This is a genomic window from Pseudarthrobacter siccitolerans, from assembly GCF_030823375.1.
Lineage (GTDB): Bacteria > Actinomycetota > Actinomycetes > Actinomycetales > Micrococcaceae > Arthrobacter > Arthrobacter siccitolerans_A.
Genome location: NZ_JAUSXB010000001.1, coordinates 2,402,407 through 2,426,066, shown reverse-complemented (window position 1 = coordinate 2,426,066; position 23,660 = coordinate 2,402,407). Strand labels below are relative to the sequence as shown.

The window sequence follows — 23,660 nt, the reverse complement described above, 5'->3', positions numbered from 1 at the left end:
GACAGCGGCAGCAAATGGGGTCACTAAGGTGTGATCTCGCCGAAAGCGGGATGCAGACGGATTGACGACGGAAACCGAAGCCGAAGCTTTGGTTTGGCGCTGTCGCCTCCTGAGGCGACAAACTTAGGGAGTTCGAATATGAAAAGAAAGTTGTTTCCCATCCTCGCGACCGCGTTGGTCGCGCTCAGCGTGGGGAGTTTACCCGGGGTCGCCAGTGCCGCAGCCCCTCCCGCGGACCGCGCGGCGGTTGCGCTCTCGTGCGACGAGAGCATGAAGACGGCATTCAAGCCGACTCCGGAAACCCGAGTGTTGTTGGTAAAAGCCTTCAAAGCGGGCGACGCATTGTCGTTGGCGGAAACTCCGCCTGCAGGCACGGCCAAGGCGGAGTCGGACGTATGCCTCGTCAAAATGCTTGTTGGTGAGAGCAACCCCGGACCGGCCGGTGCACCGTCGACAACGGATGGCGTCGGCCTGGAGGTGTGGCTGCCCGCTCCGGAGAAGTGGGATAGGCGCATCCGCGCAACGGCGGTAGGGGGTTTCATGGGCATGCCTGGGGTCAGGTCTGTGACCGACATCTACTCGCCGAGGATGGGTGCTTACGCCGCTGCCAAAGGCAGCGTCACGGTCTATACTGATGGCGGCCACGATAGGGGCCCGCTTTCGGGGGAGTTTCTCGTGCAGCCTGACGGAACGCCCAACGCCCTGGGATGGGAGCAGCTCTCCTACGGGGCCGTGCACGAGATGGCCGTGAGCACCAAAGCACTGGCAAAGGCCTACTACAAAGAGCCGGTCAAGTATTCGTACATCTATGGCCAGTCCAGCGGAGGCCGCGCGGTGTATCAATCCGCACAGATGTTCCCGGGCGACTATGACGGCATCCTGGCGGACTCTGTCTCCCTCGACCAGACGCAATTTATGCCCGGACTCATGTGGCCGCAGATTGTGATGCAGCGAGACCTGGCGGACAAGGGGCTGCCTCTGTTGACGAAGGAGAAGAGGGATGCCGTATCACGCGCGGCATTGAACTCCTGCGACACGGCCGTGAACGGCACACACGATGGCTACTTGACATACAACGACGAGTGCAAGTATGACCCAACGAAGGACGCCAGCGTGCTGTGCCCGTCCGATGGAGGCACGAATGCCACTGCCTCATGCGTGACCAAGGTGGAAGCGCAAGTGTTCAACAAGATCTGGTACGGCCCGACGGTCGACGGATCCGTGCCCGATCCGGCGGTCGATAACGGTCGCAACACCTTCCGCGCTCCAAACCATCTATGGTGGGGCCCGACCCGCGGTACGGTACTGGATGCAACCACGGCAACTCCCGTTTCACCGGTCATTGCCCAGATCACGGCTAGCCAGCTCGCCTTTAACCTGCAGGATCTCTCGTACACGTATCCCGGGTTCAAGAACGCGTCGGGCACCGGCGAGAACCGCTGGATGGAAATGAGCTACGAAGAGTTTGCGAAGGTTTTCCCCGCAGGCAAGTCCCTGAACGACTCGGCGTTCGCCAACATCGACGCGGACAACCCAGATCTGACAGAGTTCAAGCGCAGTGGGTCCAAGATGATCACCATCACCGGTACCCACGACCCTTATAACTCGGTGGAAATGATGACCAAGTACTACGAGGAGTCTGCCGACATTCTCGGCGGCATCCAAAAAGCGCAGGATGTGCATCGCCTCTTCATGCTGCCCGGCCGCAGCCACGGCGGCGGCGTTGGCAGCATCGACGCGAACAGTGCCACCACCCCGCAAATCGGGCCCTTCGTGTCCGACATCGGCAAGGACGAGGTCTACCTCGCACTGGTCGATTGGGTGGAGAGGAACCAGGCACCCGACACCTTTGTCGCAACGTCGCCTGACGGTAGCCGCTCGCGCCCGCTGTGCATGTACCCCGAGCGGGTGAAGTATCTCGGTGGGGATGTGAACGCTGCTGCGAGCTACACCTGCCAGTAGCGCCGCTGGCTTCGCAACGGTCTGAAACCACGGCATAACGGCCGCCTTGGCCGCCGGCACATGACAGTCGGCGGCCTTGGGCGTCCTAAGGCATGATGGGGTGACTCTGCCACTAGTCCACCCACTCTGCTGCAAGGCCGGTAGCCCCCTAACGGGTGGCTACCGGCCTTCCCTTTGCTCGCGCCGCCGTGCTACCGCAAGGGGATCTAGAGGTTTTCTTCCAGCAGTTTGTTCAACAGTTCGGCTAAACGCGCAATCCTGTTCCATTACTACTCAGACCCCTTGTTCGCCCGGCAGCCTCAGCCACGTTGCCGACCAATGCGCCCGGACTGAAGCTGTCACGAATCAACCCTCTAGCTACCCAAAGGGCATGTAAAGAAATGAACGACCGGACCCTACTGACAATCAGTCGCAGGGCGCCTGGCGTCATTCCGGGGTCTGTCACACGCCCCTACTACGAGAGTGGAGAATTGGTTATGACCAAGGACGATCGTCGACCCGTCTACTTCCTTTCGGACAGTACGGGCATCACCGCGGAAACGCTCGGCAACACCTTGCTGACGCAGTTCCCCGCGAATCATTTTGACCGTATTACTGTTCCCTTTATCACCACCGTCGAACAAGCCGGATCCGTAGTGAAGGCCATCAACGGCGTCGCCGCCAGTGGCCCGCAGCCAATTGTCTTTTCCACTGCAGTAAGCAGCGATATCAGGCAGGTTCTGGCGACGTGCAAGGGGATCGTCGTGGATCTCATTGGGACGTATGTCGGGCAGTTGGAGCACGCACTCAGCACCCCGGCCAGCGGAGAACCGGGGCGGGCGCACGGCCTCGGAAACGCGGCTCGTTACCAAGCCCGTATGGCGGCCGTCGAGTACGCCATGGAACACGACGACGGTCAGAGCCTGCGTGCTCTCGAAAAAGCGCAGGTCATTTTGGTGGCTCCATCTCGGTGCGGCAAAACGCCCACCACCATGTACCTGGCACTCCAACACGGCATCTTTGCGGCGAACTTCCCACTGGTAGATGAAGACTTTGAACGGGAAGGGCTTCCCAAGCCACTCAGACCGTTCGTTTCGAAATGTTTCGGCCTCTCATCTAACCCCCTGCGCCTTAGCCAGATTCGCACCGAACGCCGCAGCGGCTCACCGTACGCCTCCCTGCGGCAGTGCGGCTTCGAGCTGCGCAGAGCAGTTGTACGTATCTCATAGGATCCCGTACCTGAATTCGGCCACCGTCTCAGTGGAGGAGATGGCAGCGACCATCCTGCAACGGATGAACATTAAGCACTGAAAAACGATTTCACTGGCCCTGTGTGGCGTACATCATGTGGAAAGAGCGCTGAAGACCTGTAACTGTAGACAGGATTTTCCGTCCAGCAACCTGTGGTCGCGGCTAGTGAACGGTTACCCCTGCACCATCTGCAAAGGAGCAGTAAAAATGACGAAAAACGTACTGTGGTTCTCAGAACTCGGACTGAAAGACCTGGACCGCGTAGGCGGAAAGAACGCCTCCCTTGGTGAAATGGTTCAGAACCTGAGCTTTGCCGGGGTCCTGGTCCCCGACGGCTTGCAACAACAGCGGATGCCTACCGCAGCTTCCTGGCAGATTCAGGCCTGGACCAAAAGATTGTCGACCGGCTCCTAGGCCTGGACACCGATGACGTAACCGCCCTCGCCTCGGCCGGCCAGGAAATCCGGGACCTCATCCGCCAGACACCCTTCCTGCCTGACTTTGAAGCGCAGGTACGCGACTTCTACCAGCAACTGGTGGACAAGCATGGCGGCTCCGAGGACCTTTCCTGGGCTGTCCGCTCCAGCGCTACCGCCGAAGACCTTCCGGATGCCTCCTTCGCCGGCCAACAGGAGACCTTCCTGAACGTCCGCGGCATCGAAAACATCCTGCTCGCCATCAAGGATGTATTCGCGTCCCTCTATAACGACCGCGCCATTGCCTACCGTGTGCACCACAAATTCGAACACGCCGAAGTCGCGCTGTCAGCCGGGATCCAACGCATGGTGCGCTCCGACGTTGGCGCCTCAGGGGTCATGTTCACCATGGACACCGAGTCCGGGTTCCAGGACGCAGTGTTCGTCACATCCTCCTATGGCCTCGGCGAAGCTGTCGTCCAGGGTGCCGTGAACCCGGACGAGTTCTACGTCTACAAACCTGCCCTCCATGCCGGACGCCCGGCGATCCTCAAGCGCGGACTGGGCGAGAAAGCCCTTCAAATGACCTACACGAGCAACCGCGAAGTGGGTCACACCATTGACTTTGTTCCCGTTGAGGCTTCGCTGCGGAACCGCTTCAGCCTCACTGATGAGGATGTCGAGCAGCTCGCGCGGCACGCCCTCGCTATCGAGAACCACTACGGCCGTCCAATGGACATCGAGTGGGGCAAGGACGGAATCGACGGGGGCCTGTACATCCTGCAGGCACGCCCTGAAACAGTGCAGTCCCGCCGGGCCTCCGGCAGCCTGAGCCGGTTCCGCCTCAACGGCACCGGCCAGGTGCTGGCCGAGGGCCGCGCCATCGGCCAGCGCATCGGCGCCGGTAAGGTCCGAATCCTCACCGCGATCGACCAGATGGCAACCTTCCAGAGCGGTGATGTCCTCGTCGCGGACATGACCGACCCGGACTGGGAACCGATCATGAAGCGGGCATCTGCCATCGTGACCAACCGCGGCGGACGCACCTGCCACGCAGCCATCATTGCCCGCGAACTCGGCATTCCGGCCGTCGTCGGCACCGGGGATGCTACCCACGTCCTCGCCGACGGCCGGGAAGTGACGGTCTCCTGCGCCGACGGGGAAACCGGTGTGATCTACGAAGGCCTTCTGGACTTCAGCGTCGAGGAAACTGAAGTCACACACCTGCCGGCAGCGCCGGTCAAGGTCATGATGAATGTCGGCACCCCGGAACAGGCCTTCACCTTCGCGCAGCTGCCCAACCACGGGGTGGGCTTAGCCGGACTGGAATTCATCATCAACCGCCAAATCGGCATCCACCCCAAAGCCCTCCTGAACCTGGACAACCAACCGGAGGACGTCGCCGCAGAAATCCGTGAACGAATTTCCGCCTACGACACCCCGCGCGACTACTACATCAAGCGGCTGGCCGAAGGGGTGTCCACCATCGCCGCGGCGTTCGCGCCGGAGCCGGTCATTGTGCGGATGTCCGACTTTAAGTCCAACGAATACGCAAACCTGATTGGCGGGCCTGCGTACGAGCCCCACGAGGAAAACCCGATGCTCGGCTTCCGGGGCGCCTCCCGCTACCTGGACCCATCATTCCGCGACTGCTTCGACTTCGAATGCGAGGCCCTGTCCTTCGTACGCAATAAAATGGGCCTTACCAACGTCAAGCTGATGATCCCGTTCGTGCGAACCCTCGATGAGGCCCGCGGCGTCATCGAGTTACTGGCCGAGAACGGACTAGTCCGTGGGGAGCATGGCCTCGAAGTGATCATGATGTGCGAGATTCCCTCCAACGCCCTACTTGCCGGGGACTTCCTGGAGTACTTCGACGGGTTCTCCATCGGCTCCAACGACATGACGCAGCTGTCGCTGGGCCTGGACCGAGATTCCGCCACTGTCGCGGCCGGATTCGACGAGCGAGATCCCGCCGTCAAAATGCTCCTAAGCATGGCCATCAAGGCATGCAAAGAACGCGGAAAATACGTGGGTATCTGCGGCCAAGGCCCCAGCGACCACGCAGACTTCGCGGATTGGCTGGTGGCGGAAGGCATTGACTCCGTCTCCCTAAATCCCGACACCGTAGTGGACACTTGGCTCCGGCTCGCCCGCACACCCGGCGGCGCCGAGGCGAGCTGACATCGCCTCGCCGCGATACCATCTGTTTTTCCGGGCTGTCTCACACTCCGACGTCGGCCAGATTCCGGTGCAAGGCGGTTCCATGCAATGTACGAAGAGGGTGTCACAGTCGGGCTGAAGCGAAGGAGATCCTCAAGCTGGGGGCGATTTATATCCTTGCCCTAAGCTTTGTCAGTGAAGGTCATGTCCAGCTCCATACTTCAAGCTGGCGCTCGATGTCCTGGTCCACTGCTGACCCTGACTGTAGCCGAGGCGCTGCCCGGTCATGCCATTCCTAACCACAAGTGTCAGGTAGAAACCTAGGAAGAGCTAGTAACAGACGTCAATTCGTTTTACAGCCATCCCGGACTGACACCAATCAGCACTTCTGCCTGGCGTCAGGTTGGGGTGTCCGTAACTGGACGCACCAGCCCAGTTATTACCTGGCCGGGTGCTCCCTGAGTCACAACCGACGAAGACTATCAACCTCCAAGCAACGAGTCGCGATGCGCATGCAAGTGCCGAGGCGTCCAAAGCATCTCTCATCAATGCATAGGCGCCGAAAGGGGAGGAAAACTTTGAGCAGAACATCAGTACAGCCCAGAGCGCTCCGCGTGTTCCGGGCCGGCCACAGCTGCAGCCGGCCCGGACACGTCACTCAGTAAAGCGCGCTCACCGCAGGTCGAAGCGGTCGAGCTCCATCACCTTCACCCAGGCCGCCACGAAATCGTTGACGAACTTCTCCCTGGCGTCGTCGCTGGCGTAGACCTCGGCGATCGCACGGAGCTGTGAGTTGGAGCCGAAGACCAGATCCACCGGTGTGGCGGTCCACTTCAGTTCGCCGGTGGCGACGTCCATGATCTCGTAGACGTTCTCCTCCGCCTCCGAGGCCTTCCACTTCGTGCCGGGGGAGAGCAGGTTAACGAAGAAGTCGTTCGTCAGGACCTGCGGCCTGTCCGTGAGGACTCCGTGGGCGGAACCGCCCACGTTGGTGCCGAGGGCGCGCATGCCGCCTACGAGCGCTGTCATCTCCGGGGCGGAGAGGTCCAGCAGGTACGCCTTGTCCAGCAGGAGGGTCTCCGGCTGGAGCTTCCCGCCGGGGCGCACATAGTTGCGGAACCCGTCCGCCCGCGGCTGCAGGTACTGGAAGGATTCGACGTCGGTCTGGTCCTGTTCGGCGTCGGTGCGGCCGGGCCGGAACGGCACAGTGACGGGGAACCCGCCGTCGTTCGCCGCCTTCTCGACCGCGGCGCAGCCGCCGAGGACAATCAGGTCAGCCAGTGAGACCTTCCTGCCCCCGGCCTGGGCGGCGTTGAACTCCTGCTGCACGCTCTCAATGGCCTGCAACGCCGTCGGAAGCTGCTCAGGCTCGTTGACCTCCCAGCCGCGCTGGGGCTCCAGCCGGATCCGCGCCCCGTTGGCGCCGCCGCGCCGATCGGTCTTGCGGAAGGTGGACGCCGCGGCCCATGCCGTACTGGCAAGCTGTGAGACGGACAGGCCCGAGTCCAGGAGTTGGGCCTTGAGGGTGGCGATGTCCTGCTCGTCGATCAGCTCGTGGTCCACTGCCGGAACCGGGTCCTGCCAGAGCTGCGCTTCCGGAACCCACGGCCCGAGCATGTGCGGGCCAACCGGGCCCATGTCGCGGTGCAGCAGCTTGTACCAGGCCTTGGCGAAGGCGATCTGGAACTCGTCCGGGTTCTTCAGGAAGCGCTGCCCTATTTCCTCATAAATCGGGTCGAAGCGCAGCGACAGGTCCGTGGTCAGCATGGTGGGGCGGTGCTTCTTGTTAGGGTCGTGCGCGTCCGGGATGATCTCCGGGGCATCCTTGGCCACCCACTGGTGGGCGCCGGCGGGGCTCTTGACCAGCTCCCACTCGTACTCGAACAGGATCTCCAGGAAGCGGTTGCTCCACTGGGTGGGCCGGTCCGTCCACGTGACCTCGAGGCCCGAGGTGATCGTGTCGCCACCCTTGCCGCTGCCGTACGTGCTGAGCCAGCCCAGCCCCTGCGCCTCCAGGTTGGCGCCTTCCGGCTCCGGGCCCACGTGCGCGTCGGCGTCACCGGCGCCGTGGGTCTTGCCGAAGGTGTGGCCACCGGCGATCAGCGCGAAGGTCTCTTCGTCGTTCATCGCCATCCGCTTGAAGGTCTCGCGGATGAAGGCTGCCGCGAGTTTGGGATCCGGGTTGCCCATCGGTCCCTCAGGGTTGACGTAGATCAGGCCCATCTCCGTGGAGCCGACCTCCTCCGACATCTGGCCCTCGCCGATATAGCGTTCGTCGCCAAGCCACGTGTCCTCAGGCCCCCAGAAAATCTCCTCGGGCTCCCACACGTCCTCGCGGCCGAAGGCGAAGCCGAAAGTTTTGAATCCCATTGATTCGAGGGAGACGTTGCCGGCCAGGACCAGCAGGTCCGCCCAGGAAAGCTTCTGGCCGTATTTCTGCTTGACGGGCCACAGCAGCCGCCGGGCCTTGTCCAGGTTGGCGTTGTCCGGCCAACTGTTCAGCGGCGCGAACCGCTGGCTGCCATCCCCTGCACCGCCGCGGCCGTCCTGGACGCGGTAGGTGCCGGCAGCGTGCCAGCTCAACCGGATCATCAGGCCGCCGTAGTGGCCGAAGTCCGCCGGCCACCAGTCCTGGGAGGTGGTGAGGACCTCGGTGATGTCCTGCTTAAGCGCCTCGACGTCGAGTTTCTGGAACTCTTCGCGGTAGCTGAAGCCAGTGCCGAGCGGGTTGCCCTTGGGGTTATGGCTGTGAAGCACCGAGAGGTCCAGCTGGTTGGGCCACCAATCCGCGACGGTCCGCGGCCGGTGCCCCTTGGGCTGCGGCGAATCAATGGCCGGATTTTCACTTTCGCTGCCGTGCGAGGTCACGCTGCCATGCGCCACCGGGCATCCGCCTTCAGCCTTGCTGTCCAGGCCCTGGGCACTTCCGGGAGTAGGTACCGGGGGATGTTCCTGGGGATCGGTCATGTGCTTCCTTCCATATGGCCGAGGCCTGGTGGACTCGGGGAGCCGCTGCAAACTCTCCTATGTAACCATGAGCAGGGGAGCAGGAAAGAGCCCGGTTAAGTACCTGACCAGGCTCTGCCACGCCATGTATCCGTAGCGGCGGGTCACATATGCGTGACCCGTGGCGTTTGAGGAGGAATGGTTTGGGAGCGTGCGCTCCTAACTGAGCTACCGCGAGTTTTCTCGAATGCAAGTGGTCCTTTTAAGGGCCCAGTAGGTGGTACTTCACCGGTGTTTACCCTGCCGCGAGGCTTAGGTGACCCCGGCGTACTCCGGGCTCCTGAGCCGGTGCGCACGGACTTCGTGCGCCGGATGGCCGTTGGGGATTTCCCGTAGACAGGAATGACCGCGTGAATGCTCCCGTTACCTTAGCCAACTGAATGGAACATCCTGCGAACAGATGGTCCTTTCGCCACGTACGCGAGTTGATACCTTCCGCGAGAGTTGCTGCAAGTCCGCCGGGTTTTGGAGGCCAAGGTGAGCTCGAAAGTATCACTTCTCTCCGATGACGACATGGAGATGCTCGATCAGACCAGTACGAATGCGTTTGTGATGGCAAAGCCCGTGGCCTGAGTAAGGCAGGACGGTGCGCTGCGAGTTCGCGGCTATCAATGCCTTCTCGGCCATCTTGGCACTGTTGCGGCAGCCGCGTTTTTTCAGCCAGCCGGTAAGCCGGGCCAATCCTATCCGCCGGATGCCTCCAGGGGTGTGGTAGCCGCCCAGGAGGAGCAGCGGCGCTTTTTTGAGTAGTCGAACGCTCCAGGTCGGCTATCGTGTCCCACCGGTGGTACCACGTCCGCGAAGTGTTCAGATTCCGCGTTATTTCGTGCCTAAACCTGCATTTTACTCAGCGGAAATAATTCATGCCCGGAACCGAAATCCCGGGCCCCTACCGTCGAATGATTATGAACGGCCGCTCTCGCTGGCCACCGAAGGAGGACTAGGTGCGAGCTATGAAAAAGGTGACGCGGTCCATTGACGAGGACAAGGAAAATAGCCGGAGGCGTTCGGAACAGACATTTGAACAGCTAGGGCCCTATGATGTTCAGTGCGCTAACTCGGAATGCTTTTGCACCCGTCCTTAGCTGCTAAAAGGCTCAGGTCATCCCAGGACCACTTTGAGAGCTCGCGCTCGGGCTGCTTGTAGTTTTCCTCGCCTCAGGCCGTCGACTGATTGTTGTCGACCTTGCCCCGCTGGGACGGCTATTACGGCCTGCCTGGGGTTTCGCTCAAGCTCCGCTTTACGGGCTCGGGCATCAGGCCTTCACGAGCCGCGGCCGGGGGAGCGATCCCGGGCCGTGTCGCCAGCCGACGCAGTTTGGGGAGGCGGATCCGGTCTATGCGGCGGCCTTGGATGCGTTGATCTGGGTTTGGACGATTGCTCCGTACTGCTCCACGAGTTCGTCAAGGTCCCAGCCGTCGAAGAGGCCCAGGGTACGCATGGTCCCGCCGAACCCGGTCATCAAGGCGGTCACGGTGGAGGCGAATCGGCGGTCCGGGGTGGTGTCACCGATGAGCTGGGCGATGGCATCGAGGTAGCGTTCGCGGATTTCTGTCCGCGCGGCCTCGGGGTTGGGGGAGTTCAGCACGGCCAGCGGGATGGTTGCCCAGGGCTCCTGCATTCCGCGTTCCTGGCGCATCAGCACGCGAAAGACGAGGGCTATGCCCAGTTCCAACGTCGGGACGTTCACTTCGGCAAGCAGTGACTCTTCAGGTTGCACGGCGGCAAAGAGTTTTTCCTTGGAAAGGAACAGCTTCTTTACCAGGGATGCTGACACGCCGGCGTCGGCGGCACTGCCGGAGGCCTTGTCCGTGATCACCCGGTGGAGGACCTGGCCTTCGAGTTGGCGTTTCTCGTTCTGGTCCAGCGTGCTCACCGCATATACCCGATTCGCTGTCCGGCCAGAGTTGCCTCCAACCTTCGCCTGTGAGGTTGAGTTCCAGAACCGTCCTACAAGGAAGTTAAGACCCTGACATTCCCTTGTCAGGTTGGGGGTACCTCGGCATTAAACGAGAAAACCCCAGAGCATGTAGAGATCGCGGAGGCGGACCAGGAAAAGTTCTTTTGTCAATCTGGGGTCCGGGCTACGCGAACCGATTTGTTCGGAGGAGTTTTTCGGAGATCGGGAACCACGCGAAGAATGACGGAGAACACTGGCTGGACAAGTTCCACCGCCCCTAGCCGGACGAGGGAAGAAAAGCTATCGCTCACCTATCCCAATGAGATAAGGAAAGGCTGCTGCGGGCAAACGCAATGCTCTCGGCTCAGCTGGGGAAGTACCGGGTGCGGGCTTCGGCATGCGAACCCGCCCGATGGAGAGTTTCATTCCCCAGTTGCACCGCCGCTGTTGTGATTTTTCGAGCCGCTGCCGCCTTGTTTCTCACAGGATGTTGGCATCCCTCGGTGATCATCTGATTACCTCGCGTGCAGGGCCGACTAAACGTAGCGGGGCATTTTTGTGCGGTCCGCCCGCATCCCAGGCGAGCGATTATCACAAATCTTTAGACCACCTCGTCCACTACAGGTCGGTAAGTAGGGTCATGAATTTCCAAGGAATCGATTCTGTCGAAATGGCTATCCATAGCAGCCATGGCGCTGGCCGGATCCTTGGCTTTGACCGCTTCAAGGATGGCGCGGTGGAGCACCCTCATTTCATCTACATCATTCGCGAGCCGAAGCATTCTCGACCGGCGGGAGCTCACCGAGTCCGCGATCAAGTCACCGACCGCCGTGGAGAAGAAGATCAATGCAGGGTCGCCGGAGGCCTCGAAAATTGCATGGTGAAAATCGAGATCAGCTGCGTAGAGGGCGTCGGGTGTGGTGGACTTTTCCATTCTCATGACGGCGTCTTCTGCATGAGCGACAGGAATGGGTTTGAAGTCCTCTGCTGCCATCTTGGCCGCCTGTCGTTCAAGCGCGACTCGCACCGGTTGAAAAGCGGAAGCTGATGAGAGGGCCGAGGAATGCAGACCTATCTTGAGCGCAGCTGCAACATCATGCGGCTTCACGGTGCGTGTATACGTCCCTGCGGCCCCTCTCCTTTCGAGGGCCCCCATGGCTTCCAGCATCCTGAGCCGGTGACGTAATGCCGTCCGCGAGGTACCCCACTGGACGGTAAGTTCGCGCTCGGAAGGTATGCGCTGATCAGGTCCCGCGTCCTCCACCAAGTTCAGCAATTTGACCAGAAGGTTGTCTTCCATTGCGCTCCTCACCCTCCTACCTATTTTGGCAGTACCAAGGCTGTCTTTTCGCGGCCTATTTCTGTACATGGTACGTGGATTTTAATAGACCTGCCTTGACACCACAGGCTTGGTAGCACCAAAATTGCGGCTGGGGTGCAAGCATTTTCCATGGCCTGCCCGGGTGAAGAACTGACCAAAACGCCGCACCGCCCAGTTCCGGCGTGCCAGCGCATGGTCAGGGTTCATACGGAAGCCAGATTGCCACTCGCATGCGGGGATCCGGTTGCAAAAATCAGAATCGACAAAGGAGACGTTATGACAGCACGTATGGCAGGGAAAACAGTCATCGTATTCGGCGGGGGATCGGTGGGGGGTGAGATCAACAATGGTTTGGCTGCGGCGCTGACATACGCCGAAGAGGGCGGCAACGTTTTTGTCGTAGATGTTTCGCCGGATGCAGTGAAGGGTTCCGTCGAAAAACTGGCTGAGCTGAAGGATGCGAGGAATCTCTCGATTTCAATCGGTGGTGCGGTAGCGGACGTATCCGACAACGCGGCAGTGGAGGCGTCTGTCCGCGACTGTGTTTCCCAAGTGGGGAAACCAAGCGTGCTCCATAACAACGTCGGCATCGCGAGGATGGGCGGGCCCATCGAGATGGGCCTGGACGAGTGGGACCTTGTCATGAGGGTCAACCTCACCAGCGCCTTCATCACCACCAAGCATGTCCTGCCGATCTTCCTCGAACAGGGCTACGGCAGCATCGTCAACATCGCCTCAGTGGGCGGCATGCGCTACCTGGGGTACAACTACCCAAGTTACTCAGCGACCAAGGGCGGCCTGATTCAGTTTACGGTCAACCTGGCTCTTGAATACGCCGATAAGGGCATCCGCGCCAACGCTGTAGCGCCCGGCTTCATCGAAACACCGATGATGTACAAGCAAATCGCCGGTAACTACCCGTCCATTGAAGCGATGCTCGAAGCCCGCCACGCCCTCAGCCCCACGGGAAAAATGGGTACATCCTTTGACGTTGCCCAGGCCGCGCTCTTCCTGGCTTCGGATGAGTCGAAATACGTCAACGGTGTTTGCCTGCCCGTAGACGGTGGTCTGACGGCCTCCGTGGGACAGTAATTCGGCACTTGCAGCCGCACCCTAACCGCCCTGACGTGGGATCCGGGATCCAAAGGATAGGATATCTATAACACAGCCGTCCGAGGAGGCACTATGTCCTTGCGTAACCCAGAAGCTACGCCAGGCTTTGGAATGAGCCTGCCTCGGGCCGGCGGTCCAGCGATGGCCGAAATTCCTGCCCGGGACTCCACAACTCTGGCCCGGACGGTTCGGGACAGATTGCGACTGGCAGTCGCACGCGACGAATTACCCACCGGGGTCCGGCTCAGCCAAGAGCAGGTCGCCAACCAGCTTGGCGTCAGCCGCATGCCTGTTCGGGCAGCCATCAGCGAACTTGTAACTGAAGGGCTGCTCGAAAAGCTGCCAGGGGGCGGTGTGGCTGTCCGTCCCCTGTACCTGAAGGATCTGCAAGACGTCTACGAAATCCGGCAGGCTCTTGAGTCCCAGGCCGTCCGGCACGTGGCCACTCATCGCCCGATGGAGGGGGTGGAGCAGATCCGCCGCGTCCTGGAAAAACATCGGGGCAAGGTATCCGGCTACGACGCCGAGCAACTGCTGGAGGTCGACCGGGAGTTCCACATGTCGATTCTGACCGCTACTGGAAATTCCCAGTTCCGGAAAGTTGTCATCCCCGTGTGGTCAGTCGTGGAGCGGGCCATGTTCAGGATGTTAAACATGCCGAGCGTGGCTGCCATTGCCTGGGACGAACACGAAATGATTGCTGCCGCGATCTTCGACGGTGACCCCGACCTCGCCGAGAGCAGGCTCCGGCAGCATCTTGAAAATGGTGCAGCCCAGCTAGCCAAGGTCATCTCCCTCTCCGACTAGCGGGCTGCGTTGTGGCACCCTGTGCCCCCGAAGCCAAAAACTCGCCGAGCCGTTGTGCGGAACCGGGGAACGCCTTCAGGTTTCGCGCAGGACTGCGGTGTTCGTGGTCGTGGTCCGTAAAAGGCGCATTTGTGCAGGGGTTGACGCTGGGTTGCATGGTGCTGTGCCCTGAAGAAGATGCTCCTTCAGGGGCTGCATGCGAGGGTACGGACCCTACCCGAGTCGCCAGGAGCTCCGCTCAGAAGATTGTTTGAAATTTAAGACAGGTCATTGACATAACTTACTTGGTAGCACCATGATGGATGAGGGAAACACCAACGAAGGGATTTTATTGTGGATGTCATTGTGAGTAAGGAACTCCTGGGAAGCGAAACTGAAGCCGACCTCAGTGAATGGCTGGTGGAGGATGGCAGTGAAGTTACCGCAGGCCAAGCCATCGCCGAACTCGAAACCTCAAAGGTCCAGGTCGAAGTCGTGTCACCGGCCAGCGGAACCATTAAGTACGTGGCAGCCGAGGGAGATGTTGTGGAACCTGAGACGATCATCGCGAGGGTGAGCTAGATATGACTGTCGACACTTCGGAGACCACCAGGTTTGCTCTTGACATAGATGGACCGTCGGCTTTGGAGTTGATGAGTACAATCCGCGAGTTTGAGTCCCGCCTTCCGGGGTATTCAGAGGAAGGCCTTATTCGCGGCTCGACCCACCCTTCGGTAGGCATGGAAGCCGTAGCAGTGGGCGTGTCTTGGGCACTGCGGGCCTCCGACAGCGTCGCAAGCAATCATCGTGGGCACGCCCATTGCCTGGCTAAGGGAGCAGATGCCGGACGGACACTGGCTGAAATCCTGGGACGTCGCGATGGATATTGCGGTGGCAAGGGAGGCTCTATGCACATCGGAGTGAAAGAGCTGGGAATTTTGGGCACCAACGGCATCGTTGGCGCCGGCATCGGGCTCGCCACCGGCGCGGCACTGGCGGCCCAAGCGCAGGGCACAGACGATGTGGCGGTGGCCTATTTCGGCGATGGGGCCACCAATCAGGGTGTGCTGGCCGAAGCCTTTAATCTTGCAGCGATCTGGAATCTCCCCGTGATTTTTGTCTGCGAAAACAACCACTTCGCTCAGTCCGCAACGTTGGAGGAGATGGTGGCCCAGCCCGATCTGCGCCGGCGCGGAGAAGCTTATGGAGTGCCATCTGTTGATGTTGATGGAATGGACGTAGAAGCCGTCAGCAATGCCGCCGCCGCAGCGGTCCATAGGGCCCGGTCCGGGCAGGGACCGTCCTTCATCGTTGCGGACACCTATCGGTACCTGGGTCATATGGCCGGAGACACCGAAATTTACAGGACTGCGGAACAGGTGGAGCAATGGAAGGGCCGTGACCCAATTGCACGGATCGCGAAAAAACTCCTCGACTCGAACGTGTTGGACGAGACGCAACTGCAGACGATTGCAGCCGCCGCTCTGACAGCAGTAGACGCCGCTGAGGAATTTGCCAAGGCCTCTCCCTACCCGGACGTTTCTTCAGCCTTCACTCAAGTCAGCGAGGTCAACCGATGAACAAACCAGCTCAGCAACTGACAATTTGGCGGGCACTGAACGCAGCCCTGCATGATGAATTCACTGAGGACCCTTCAACGATCATCATGGGCGAGGACCTCACCACCTGGGGTACCGGCGGCGGCATCTACGGTGTGACACGCAAAATGGCTGAAGTGTTTGGTAAAGAGCGTGTCCGGGACACGCCAATCAGTGAAGAAGCTTTGATCTCTGCCGGAGCCGGGGCCGCTATGGCGGGCACACGGACTGTCGTTGAGATCATGTACTCCGACTTTATGCTTCTGGGAGCAGACGGACTGATTAACCAGGCCGCCAAAGCCCGCTACATGTTCGGGGGACAGTTCTCCACCCCGCTGGTGGTGCGCAGCAACGGTGGATCCGGCATCGGCAAAGCGGCCCAGCATTCACAGTCGCTGGAAACCCTCTATGCCCACATTCCGGGCTTGGAGGTCGTCGTTCCCGGTACCGCAAACGACGCTTACGGTCTCTTGCGCAGCGCTATCAAGAGCAACAACCCCACAATTTTCCTCGAACACAAAGCCCTTTACTACGACAAGGGCCCAGTGACGAAGGAACTCATTCCGCTGGGCAAGGCCCGGGTGGCCCGTGAAGGCAAAGACCTCACCATAGTTGCAACGCAACTAATGACCAAGCGCGCACTCGAAGCCGCAGACATTCTCAGCTCTCAAGGAGTGGACGTGGAAATCATCGATCCGCGGACTCTCTATCCCTTCGACATGGAGACTGTCTTTACTTCCGTTCGGAAAACCCGACACCTTCTGGTTGTTCACGAAGCAGTCCGGGACTTCGGCTGGGGCGGGGAGTTCATCAGTAACACGGTGCAGGAATGCTGGGGAGAACTTGCCGCAGCCCCCCGCCGGATGGGCGCCGCACGAGCACCCATTCCCTATTCCGAAGAGCTGGAGAGCGCCGTGGTCCCCTCCACGGAGAACATCGTTGCCGAGGCTCTGGCAACAGTGGGACACCACAGCAAACTGACTGTGTGACTCCGTAGCTTTAATGCCACACGGCGTTGACATTCAGGCTGTGCGCTGCTGCATCCCGCAGCGCATGGCCTGAATCAGAATGCTGAAGAAATCCCGCGCCCCAAGGCGCGGCGTCGATCCCAAACAACCGGAAGCCGGCGTAACAGACACGCTCTGCCGACAGCCTCAAGAAAGCTCACTCATGCAGGATACCGACCACACATGCACGGAACTCATCAAGGTCCGGGGCGCACGGAAAATCACCGCCCAACGGATGCGCGCGTCACTGCAGGAAACGGCTCAGGTCACCCTGACCCGATATGCCGACGCCACAAACATGGTCTCTCTCAGAGCAAGCCTGAAGAAACAGAGCACAGAGAACCCTGATGATGTCTGCCCTACCGTCAACGACATCATCATGTACTGTGCGTCGCGGGTGTTGGAAACTCATACTGAGATCAACGCTCTCTTCACCTCAGAGGGCATCGAGCGGCATTCCTCTGTGAACCTTGGATTTGCCGTCGACACCGGGAAGTCCCTCCTGGTTCCGGTTATCCATGGCGCCAACGGGCTCAGCCTGAAAGAACTGGCACAACGGAGCAAGCAGTTAATCGAACTTGCGAAAACTGGAAAGATCACCATGGACGCGATGACCGGAGGAACTTTCACCGTGTCCAACCTGGGAGGGCTCGGAATCCACTGGTTCACACCGGTTTTGAACGCCCCCGAAGTCGGCATCCTGGGTATTGGAGCCATGCACACTGCCGTCCCGGGAAGCGCCCCACAGATTCCTTTGTCCTTAACCTTTGATCATCAGGCCCTTGACGGGGCCGCCGCGGCAACGGTGCTTGCCGCCTTTGCCACCGCAATCGAAGATGCGGGTCTGACAGCAACCTTTTGAGGGCCGTTGCCGTACCCCGGACAACGACTGATACTCGCGGGCGGCCCAGTCATCCCCGATGCCGAAATCCCACGTCATGCCGCATGATGTGGGCTGGCGTCCAAGGGGTCTAACTGAGGTTGCCATCAGCGTAAGCCCCACACCCAGGTGCCGGCCATCGATGTAGTCCTCCGGTGAGGCGATGACGGCCCGGCAGATCGACATCTCCAGGAACTGGGCCGCTCGACCACGCCCTTGATCTCCGGGCCGCAGGCTTGACCTAAACGATCGGAGTGGCGAGGACCCGGCGAATGCGCCACCCCGGCGGCATAGCGTTCCGCCGCCGGATGCCGGTTTCGTTATCGCGGACCAGCCGCCGCGGGACCGCGCCCAACCCACCGAGCAGCTCCCACACTCCGGCTGACAGGTCCCACACTCCGGCTGACAGGTCCCCGGTCATCCGGGACGGGATCATCCGGGGCAATGATGCGCCGCGAATGGTATGACACCGGCTCCGGCAGAACCCTGACCTTGCCGGCGCCAACGGGTATCCCGACCTCCGGGAACGAGAAATCGCACTGCGCCTGCCCGGGTTCGTAGCTGATCCGGTCCGGGGGATCCGGGCGGCACGTGCCAGCCACCGGGTCCTGTTCGACAGCGCGACCAGGTGGGTATTGAGGTTGGCCGAAGTCCACGACCCCGGACGCCTGCCCCAGGAACTGGCCAAGCTCCGCCGTTACAAGCTGCTCATCGTTGACGACGTCAGCTACATCCCCTTTTCCGGTTGGTTTCATCCCGCTAGGAACACGCCTCCCGGTGCTGACCGGCAACCTCGCCTTCAGCAGGTGGGGCGAGGTCTTCAGCGACGCGACAGTGGCCTCAGCAATGATCGACCGGATCGTTCACCATGCAGAAGTCCTGAACCTGACCGGAAACAGCTACCGGCTCAGGGACAAGACCAGAACGCAGCTTCAGGCACAATAGAACAGCAACCTGTGGCCCGTTTTCGATCGGCACACTGGCCCTATTTTCGGTTAGCGTTAACACGTCCCCGGGTGTGTACGGTCGGCGTTCCGGTGCAACCGATAAGCCTCCGTACGACTGACGGGTGACCATCGTTCCAAGCGTGCTTTCTCCCGCAGGCAAAGCCCCGCAGCTTCTGTTCAGAGTCTGGAGTATCCGGGTAGACAGAGCGTGCACCCGGCCGCGGCAACCTTTTACATTGAAGGACAAATGTGCCGCTTGAAGACAGCCGGGGGCGGGCAGGGCAGTCCAGTTGGTTCTCCGGATCGATGACTGCCCTTTAGGTGAACAACTGTGCGGCGATGGGAAGGGTGACGATCCCGAAAAAGTTGGTGACGAGGATGATTGCCGCAACTGTTCGGCCGTCCCCGCCGCTGGTTTGGGACAATACATAGGCGGTGGCTGAGGTTGGCATTCCGGCCATGATGATGAGGGTGATTAGCCAGGGGTGAGGTATGTCCGGAGCGAAAATGAGAGCGGCGGCTGCTGTTGCCGCTGGCATAAGGATCAGCTTGGCGACTCCGGCCGCCCATACAGGGGTAAGACGAAGTTTGCCTCCGCGAAAAACCCGGACCGCGCCCCGTAGGCTCAGGCCGATCGCGAATAGCGCCCCTGGTGCGGCTGCTCCTGCCAGCATGCTTGTGAATTCCATCAGCGGAGCGAACACAGAGATTTTCGTCGTGCTTACGGCGATGCCGAGCACGATGGCCCAGATTAAGGGGCTGCACACCATCGCTTTGTAGACCGTGTGGGTGATCGCTTTCCATCGGCCGGCTCTGTCCGCCCGCTGGCTGAACAGCAGCTCATGAAGAACGGGGTAGCCGAGCAGGAATATGAGGTTGTGGACGAGCTGGCCAATCACTGCTGGCAGGCCGCCCGCTGTGCCCAGAATGCCCAACACCACTGGTATCCCAAGGTAGGAGACGTTGCCATAGGTCGCTGAAAGCGTAGCGGCAATGCTGTTGGGCAGGTCTCTTTTCGAGATGATCCACAGTGGAACAAAGCTCACTAAGGAGACTCCAACGGTGACAGCCACGATCAAGGCGGGAAAGGCCGGCGGGATGCCTTCACCCAGATCGGCTTTAGCCGCGACGACGAAAAGTAGGGCCGGTAGTGCGATGTAGAACACGAAGGCACTGATTGCGGGCTCGGCGTTCTCCTGAAATCGCGGCCAGTAACTTGCAAGGTATCCAACGAGGATCCCAAGGAAGAGTGGGAGGACCTTAAGGAATACTTCAACTAGCATGGACGGTTGAGTTTGTCCTGGCGGGGACCTGCAGCCACGACCAACGTTTTCAACCCTCTATGGCGCGTCTGGTCGGGAGAAGTAAAATCACAGATCGAGGACCAGGCGTTTGCTGCAGGACCTCGAGCAGCAAAGCATGATGATCTCGTTCGAGGATTTCTCCTCTGGTGTCAAGTAAGAGTCCCGATGATCCGGGATCCCCTCGAGGAGGCCCGTTTCGCAGGTACCGCAGGTGCCTTCCCGACATGAAGTTGGCACGTGGATACCGGCGGCCTCGAGTGTTTCTGCAATGGACCGGTCGGCCTCAACCGTTAGTACGTCACCCGAGGAATCAATCACTACCTCGAACGCGGTGTTTTGCCCATCGAGGGCGCCGGCCTTGGGGCGGAACCGCTCCAGGTGCAGCGTTGCGGTGTTTTCGGGCCACTGCGCGCAGAACCCCTCCACCGCATCGAGCAGCACGCCCGGGCCGCAGCAATAGACGGCAAGGCCGTCGTTTGGTTCTGTGAGTAGCGATTTTAGATCAATGATCCCGAATCGGTCCTGAGGCCACATGGTCACTTTGTCGCCGTATTTTGCCACTTCGGCCCTGAAGGCCATGGAATTTTCGTTGCGCCCGCCGTAGACCATCCGCCAGGAAGCACCTCGTGCCTCACACTCGGCGATCATCGGCAAAATAGGGGTCACCCCGATTCCGCCCGCAATAAACAGGTATTCTTTTGCATCGACCAGTTCGAAGTTGTTCAGAGGGCTGCCACATTCGATGACGTCCCCGACCGATAGCTTGTCGTGAACGAACTGGGATCCACCGCGGCTTTGGGGTTCGCGCAGAACTCCAACCCGCCAACGGTCGCGTACCTGAGGATCTCCGCAGAGCGAATACTGGCGGATCAGGTCAGGAGCAAGATTCAACTCGATGTGGGCACCAGGTTCCCAGCCAGGGAATGAGCCTTCTACGGGCGCCAGGTGCAAGGACACGACACCCTCGGCTTCATTGACAATATCTACGATCTGAGCATTTACGGTTGAATGCTCAGGGAAGGACTTTTTTGCGTGGGTCATGGTCTCACCTGTAAGAGTTGGGTACGGATGTACCGGTGGATTGCTGTGGGGCAGCTCAGATGCCCTTTTGGACCTCTGAGCTGCCCCGGAAGTGCGACTCCCCGGAGGGGGCGGATGTCAGCGGCAGATCACGGCTCGATGTTGGGACGACGTTCTTTGCGTCGACGGCTCGTGTCCACAACGATGACTTCGCCCTCGATACTGACCTCGTATCCCTCCATGACGTAGGGCCCTTTTTGCAGGCCCCCCTCAGGGTCTGTCAATGCCTCCGGGGACCCGGGGAACACCTCGACGTCGTACTTGCGTACTCTGGCGTTTTTCGGGTCGTAGAAGGACTCACCGGTGCGGATATCGAACTCCCACTGGTGCCACGGACAGCGAATGGAACGGCCCGCGTTGGTAGGTGATGGGCGAGTCAGGCTTTTCAGCGGAAGACACTCCAAAGATGGTGCCAAATCTGCACAGTTCGGCCCCGGCGTGTGGGCAGTGGTTCAGGAGGGCAAAGTACTCGCCATCGACATTCAGCACGCCCACTGAGCGTCCTTCGAGTTCGATGATTTTCCGGCCCCCTGGCTCAATCTCGCCAGCCCGGGCAACAACGTACTTACTCACTTTGCCCCATTCTCCAGCCCGAAGAATCGCATGCCGTTGGTCCTGAAGATCTTCTCCTTGAGCTCCGGCGAAAAGCTTGCCGGGAACACGGTTTCAGGCGAGTCAAAATCAAAGTGCGGATAGTCAGAGGCGAAGAGCACGTTGTCAGGGCAGAACTCTTCAATGATTTCCTGAAGATGCCGGGGGTTCTGCGGCTCATCAATCGGCTGTGTGGAAGCCCAAATGTGATCGTGAATGTACTCAGACGGTTTGCGCTGCAGGTTCGGGACCTCACTGCGCAGCGTCTTCCAGTGGTAGTCAAGCCGCTGAATCAACGGGACGAAGTGTGCGACGTTGCCTTCAACGAACATGATTTTGAGGCCGGGGAACCGGTCGAAGACCCCCTGAAGAATGAGGCTCAGCATTTGGGACTGGATGCTTTGTACGTGACCGACATGGTACTCGGCGTGATACGAAGTCCAGCCGGTACCCGTGTTGGCGTGGCCGCCTCCTTGGGACAGGTGTACCTGGATGGGCAGGTTGTGCGCCACCGCCGCCTCGTAGATGGGCCAGTACTTCCTGCTGCCCATCGGTTCCATGGTCTTGCTCAGCCCAAGAATGGAAATGACCGCCGGGTCGGAGCCAACGCGGTCGATCTCCTTAACAGCCAGGTCGGGCGCTTCGAAGGTTGCCGCCATTGACACACGCAGGCGGGGTTCAGGGTGAACCAGGTGTTCAATCTGGTAGTCGTTGAGTGCGCTGCACAGGGCTGATCCGATTTCAGGGTTCAGAGCCTGCCCAGCGGGATTCAGCGTCTGACCCCCGGGGGAGAGGCACTGCAGCACCCCGAGCTCAATGTTGTACAGGTCAAGAAGCTGCGTCCGCATGAGGTCCAGGTCGCTGCCCGGGTAGCCGTCTTCGGGCCAGGCATCGGCGCGCATCGCGTTGCCATACATCTGCGGGTATTCGCTGATGAGCTGGAGTCCCGTGGTTGACCTCATGCCGTACTCATCAAGCTGCTTCAGGATGCCGGTTGGCAAGTACTCGTTGAGTCCCCCGACTTTGGGAAGAGGGTGGATATCGACGTCGATAAGCCCCGTTGTTACGACTGGCTTGGACAAAGCAGTCGCCTTTTCGCTTTTGGTTGTAGTCATGGCTCCTATTTCCCCTCAATCCGGTTTTCGGCAACGACCAGGTTGTAGAGTTCGGCGGCGTTCTGGCGGTAGATCCGATCCAGAAGTGCTTGGTCGTTGGTTCCCGCTTCGATGTCCCGTGGCCCGGAGGCATGGTTGTGCGGATAGTCGCTGGAGTAAACCAGCAAGCGATCTGAGCCCATACGATCAACGGTCTTGTCGAGTTGCCCGGGAATCTCGGCACCGTCTGACGGGCTGGTTGTGAACCTGAAGTGCTCACGGATCAAATCCGAGGGTGCCCGGTCAAGCCACGGAGTGTCGGGCCGGTAGCTCTTCCAGAGCTTGTCAAATTTCCACATATAGGCCGGCAGCCAGTTGAAACCAACCTCGCTGATAACAACCTTGGTGCCCGGGAACTTCTGAAGCACGCCTTCACAGACGATCGAGCTGATCTGCGCTTCAAGATTGGACGTCTGGCCGACATACCATTCCAGGTGCGTCGCGGGCCATCCAACAGATGTAGGAGCCTGACGGAATACGCCTCCGATGTGAATGGCAACCGGAAGCCCGGCCCGTTCTGCAGCTTCCCAGATCGGCCAATTGATCTGGCGGCCGTAGAGCAACTCGGACTGGCCCACCAGCAGTACCTGCACGAACCGGTCGTCGCTGGCCCAGAAATCGATTTCCGCCGCAGCGGCTTCCGGTGTTCCCAGGGGCACAACGATGGATGCCCTCAGCCTGGAGTCCTTAGCCAGCCACTCATTGGCGATCCACGTGTTCAGCGCACGGACATGGGCCTGCTCCCGCCGCGGCTGATGAATCTGCTGAGTGGCATACAGGCAGTTCAAAATCGCGAAATCCGTGAACCCGTCCTTAAAGACATCGGCAACAAGGTTTTCAACCGTAGTGGCTGCTCGCCCATTTTCCGCTGTCTTGGTTCCGGGACGCTGAGCGATTGCAGAGTTTCGCGGGTGATAGTTCGGCTCATACGTCGGCGTCCTCGCGGCAACCAGCTGGTCATGCCAGTACTCATCCAGATAGGGCAGCAGCTGACCGGAAGACTCCAGAATAGGATGAACGTCGCAATCGACGACGGCAGGCCGGACACCGCCGGAGGACATGACATCAGCCGCGCTTTTTTGGGCCAGACTCATATAAATCTTTTCCTTCCACTTCATTGTGCTGGAGAAACTAAGCAGCTTGTCTGGATCCTGGATCCAGGATCCATCTAATGAGTACGATACGCCCTTGTGAGGTAGAT

At 60.1% G+C, this 23,660-nt stretch carries 18 protein-coding genes and 3 pseudogenes; 10 read left to right on the top strand and 11 right to left on the bottom strand.

Annotation, left to right across the window (positions count from 1 at the left end; translation table 11 throughout):
• Window positions 1–138: 138 nt before the first annotated feature.
• The 3 genes and pseudogenes from QFZ36_RS11345 (at window position 139) to ppsA (ending at window position 5,792) form a co-directional block, all read left to right on the top strand.
• The gene (locus QFZ36_RS11345; protein ID WP_306636518.1) at window positions 139–1,962 is read left to right on the top strand and encodes a tannase/feruloyl esterase family alpha/beta hydrolase; all 1,824 of its coding nucleotides are present in this window, start codon (window positions 139–141) and stop codon (window positions 1,960–1,962) included.
• A 476-nt stretch (window positions 1,963–2,438) separates the two neighbouring features.
• Window positions 2,439–3,252, top strand: a pseudogene (locus tag QFZ36_RS11340) (pyruvate, water dikinase regulatory protein).
• 147 nt (window positions 3,253–3,399) lie between these two features.
• Window positions 3,400–5,792, top strand: a pseudogene (ppsA, locus tag QFZ36_RS11335) (phosphoenolpyruvate synthase).
• 651 nt (window positions 5,793–6,443) lie between these two features.
• Here ppsA and katG read toward each other — a convergent pair.
• The 4 genes from katG to QFZ36_RS11315 form a co-directional block, all read right to left on the bottom strand.
• Entirely contained in the window at window positions 6,444–8,738 is a 2,295-nt protein-coding gene (gene katG, locus QFZ36_RS11330; protein ID WP_306636516.1) for a catalase/peroxidase HPI, read from the bottom strand.
• Between the two features lie 531 nt (window positions 8,739–9,269).
• Window positions 9,270–9,404 carry a hypothetical protein gene (locus QFZ36_RS11325; protein ID WP_306636514.1) on the bottom strand — a complete coding sequence of 45 codons (135 nt, stop codon included), beginning with the start codon at window positions 9,402–9,404 and terminating at the stop codon, window positions 9,270–9,272.
• A 710-nt stretch (window positions 9,405–10,114) separates the two neighbouring features.
• The gene (locus QFZ36_RS11320) at window positions 10,115–10,654 is read right to left on the bottom strand and encodes a TetR/AcrR family transcriptional regulator (protein ID WP_306636512.1); all 540 of its coding nucleotides are present in this window, start codon (window positions 10,652–10,654) and stop codon (window positions 10,115–10,117) included.
• A 625-nt stretch (window positions 10,655–11,279) separates the two neighbouring features.
• Window positions 11,280–11,978, bottom strand: a complete 699-nt coding sequence (locus tag QFZ36_RS11315; protein WP_306636510.1) for a FadR/GntR family transcriptional regulator — start codon at window positions 11,976–11,978, stop codon at window positions 11,280–11,282.
• Window positions 11,979–12,275: 297 nt separating this feature from the next.
• On the opposite strand from QFZ36_RS11315, the gene QFZ36_RS11310 reads away from it, so the two are divergent.
• From QFZ36_RS11310 to QFZ36_RS11285, 6 genes are all read left to right on the top strand, one after another.
• Window positions 12,276–13,091 carry an SDR family NAD(P)-dependent oxidoreductase gene (locus tag QFZ36_RS11310; protein WP_306636509.1) on the top strand — a complete coding sequence of 272 codons (816 nt, stop codon included), beginning with the start codon at window positions 12,276–12,278 and terminating at the stop codon, window positions 13,089–13,091.
• A 132-nt stretch (window positions 13,092–13,223) separates the two neighbouring features.
• Entirely contained in the window at window positions 13,224–13,919 is a 696-nt protein-coding gene (locus tag QFZ36_RS11305; protein ID WP_306636507.1) for a GntR family transcriptional regulator, read from the top strand.
• Between the two features lie 345 nt (window positions 13,920–14,264).
• The gene (locus tag QFZ36_RS11300) at window positions 14,265–14,480 is read left to right on the top strand and encodes a lipoyl domain-containing protein (protein WP_306636505.1); all 216 of its coding nucleotides are present in this window, start codon (window positions 14,265–14,267) and stop codon (window positions 14,478–14,480) included.
• 2 nt (window positions 14,481–14,482) lie between these two features.
• Window positions 14,483–15,478 carry a thiamine pyrophosphate-dependent dehydrogenase E1 component subunit alpha gene (locus QFZ36_RS11295; protein ID WP_306636504.1) on the top strand — a complete coding sequence of 332 codons (996 nt, stop codon included), beginning with the start codon at window positions 14,483–14,485 and terminating at the stop codon, window positions 15,476–15,478.
• Window positions 15,475–16,485 (top strand): alpha-ketoacid dehydrogenase subunit beta, encoded by a 1,011-nt coding sequence (locus QFZ36_RS11290; protein WP_306636502.1) that lies wholly within the window; start codon window positions 15,475–15,477, stop codon window positions 16,483–16,485. The genes QFZ36_RS11295 and QFZ36_RS11290 overlap by 4 nt, the downstream gene beginning before the upstream one ends.
• A gap of 79 nt (window positions 16,486–16,564) precedes the next feature.
• Complete coding sequence (locus QFZ36_RS11285) at window positions 16,565–17,365, top strand: 2-oxo acid dehydrogenase subunit E2 (RefSeq protein WP_306636500.1); 801 nt, start codon at window positions 16,565–16,567, stop codon at window positions 17,363–17,365.
• 259 nt (window positions 17,366–17,624) lie between these two features.
• Here the strand turns inward: QFZ36_RS11285 and QFZ36_RS11280 are convergent, their stop codons facing one another.
• A complete protein-coding gene (locus QFZ36_RS11280) occupies window positions 17,625–17,804 on the bottom strand; it encodes a hypothetical protein (protein WP_306636498.1) in 180 nt (59 codons plus the stop codon).
• 154 nt (window positions 17,805–17,958) lie between these two features.
• On the opposite strand from QFZ36_RS11280, the pseudogene QFZ36_RS20985 reads away from it, so the two are divergent.
• A pseudogene (locus QFZ36_RS20985) lies at window positions 17,959–18,328 on the top strand (ATP-binding protein); the annotation flags it as partial.
• 319 nt (window positions 18,329–18,647) lie between these two features.
• On the opposite strand, the gene QFZ36_RS11265 reads toward QFZ36_RS20985, so the two are convergent.
• From QFZ36_RS11265 to QFZ36_RS11245, 6 genes are all read right to left on the bottom strand, one after another.
• On the bottom strand, window positions 18,648–19,613 hold the full coding sequence (locus tag QFZ36_RS11265; RefSeq protein ID WP_306636495.1) for an AEC family transporter: 966 nt from the start codon (window positions 19,611–19,613) through the stop codon (window positions 18,648–18,650).
• Window positions 19,614–19,700: 87 nt separating this feature from the next.
• Window positions 19,701–20,675 carry a PDR/VanB family oxidoreductase gene (locus QFZ36_RS11260; protein ID WP_306636494.1) on the bottom strand — a complete coding sequence of 325 codons (975 nt, stop codon included), beginning with the start codon at window positions 20,673–20,675 and terminating at the stop codon, window positions 19,701–19,703.
• Between the two features lie 128 nt (window positions 20,676–20,803).
• Window positions 20,804–21,118: a Rieske (2Fe-2S) protein gene (locus tag QFZ36_RS20940; protein WP_373427037.1), complete on the bottom strand. Its 315-nt coding sequence runs from the start codon at window positions 21,116–21,118 to the stop codon at window positions 20,804–20,806.
• On the bottom strand, window positions 21,012–21,287 hold the full coding sequence (locus QFZ36_RS11255) for a Rieske (2Fe-2S) protein (RefSeq protein ID WP_306636492.1): 276 nt from the start codon (window positions 21,285–21,287) through the stop codon (window positions 21,012–21,014). The genes QFZ36_RS20940 and QFZ36_RS11255 overlap by 107 nt, the downstream gene beginning before the upstream one ends.
• Window positions 21,284–22,420, bottom strand: coding sequence for an amidohydrolase family protein (locus tag QFZ36_RS11250; protein WP_306636490.1), 1,137 nt, complete (start codon window positions 22,418–22,420; stop codon window positions 21,284–21,286). Before QFZ36_RS11250 ends, QFZ36_RS11255 begins: the two co-directional genes overlap by 4 nt.
• 5 nt (window positions 22,421–22,425) lie before the next feature.
• The gene (locus tag QFZ36_RS11245) at window positions 22,426–23,577 is read right to left on the bottom strand and encodes an amidohydrolase family protein (protein ID WP_306636488.1); all 1,152 of its coding nucleotides are present in this window, start codon (window positions 23,575–23,577) and stop codon (window positions 22,426–22,428) included.
• Between the last annotated feature and the right edge of the window lie 83 nt (window positions 23,578–23,660).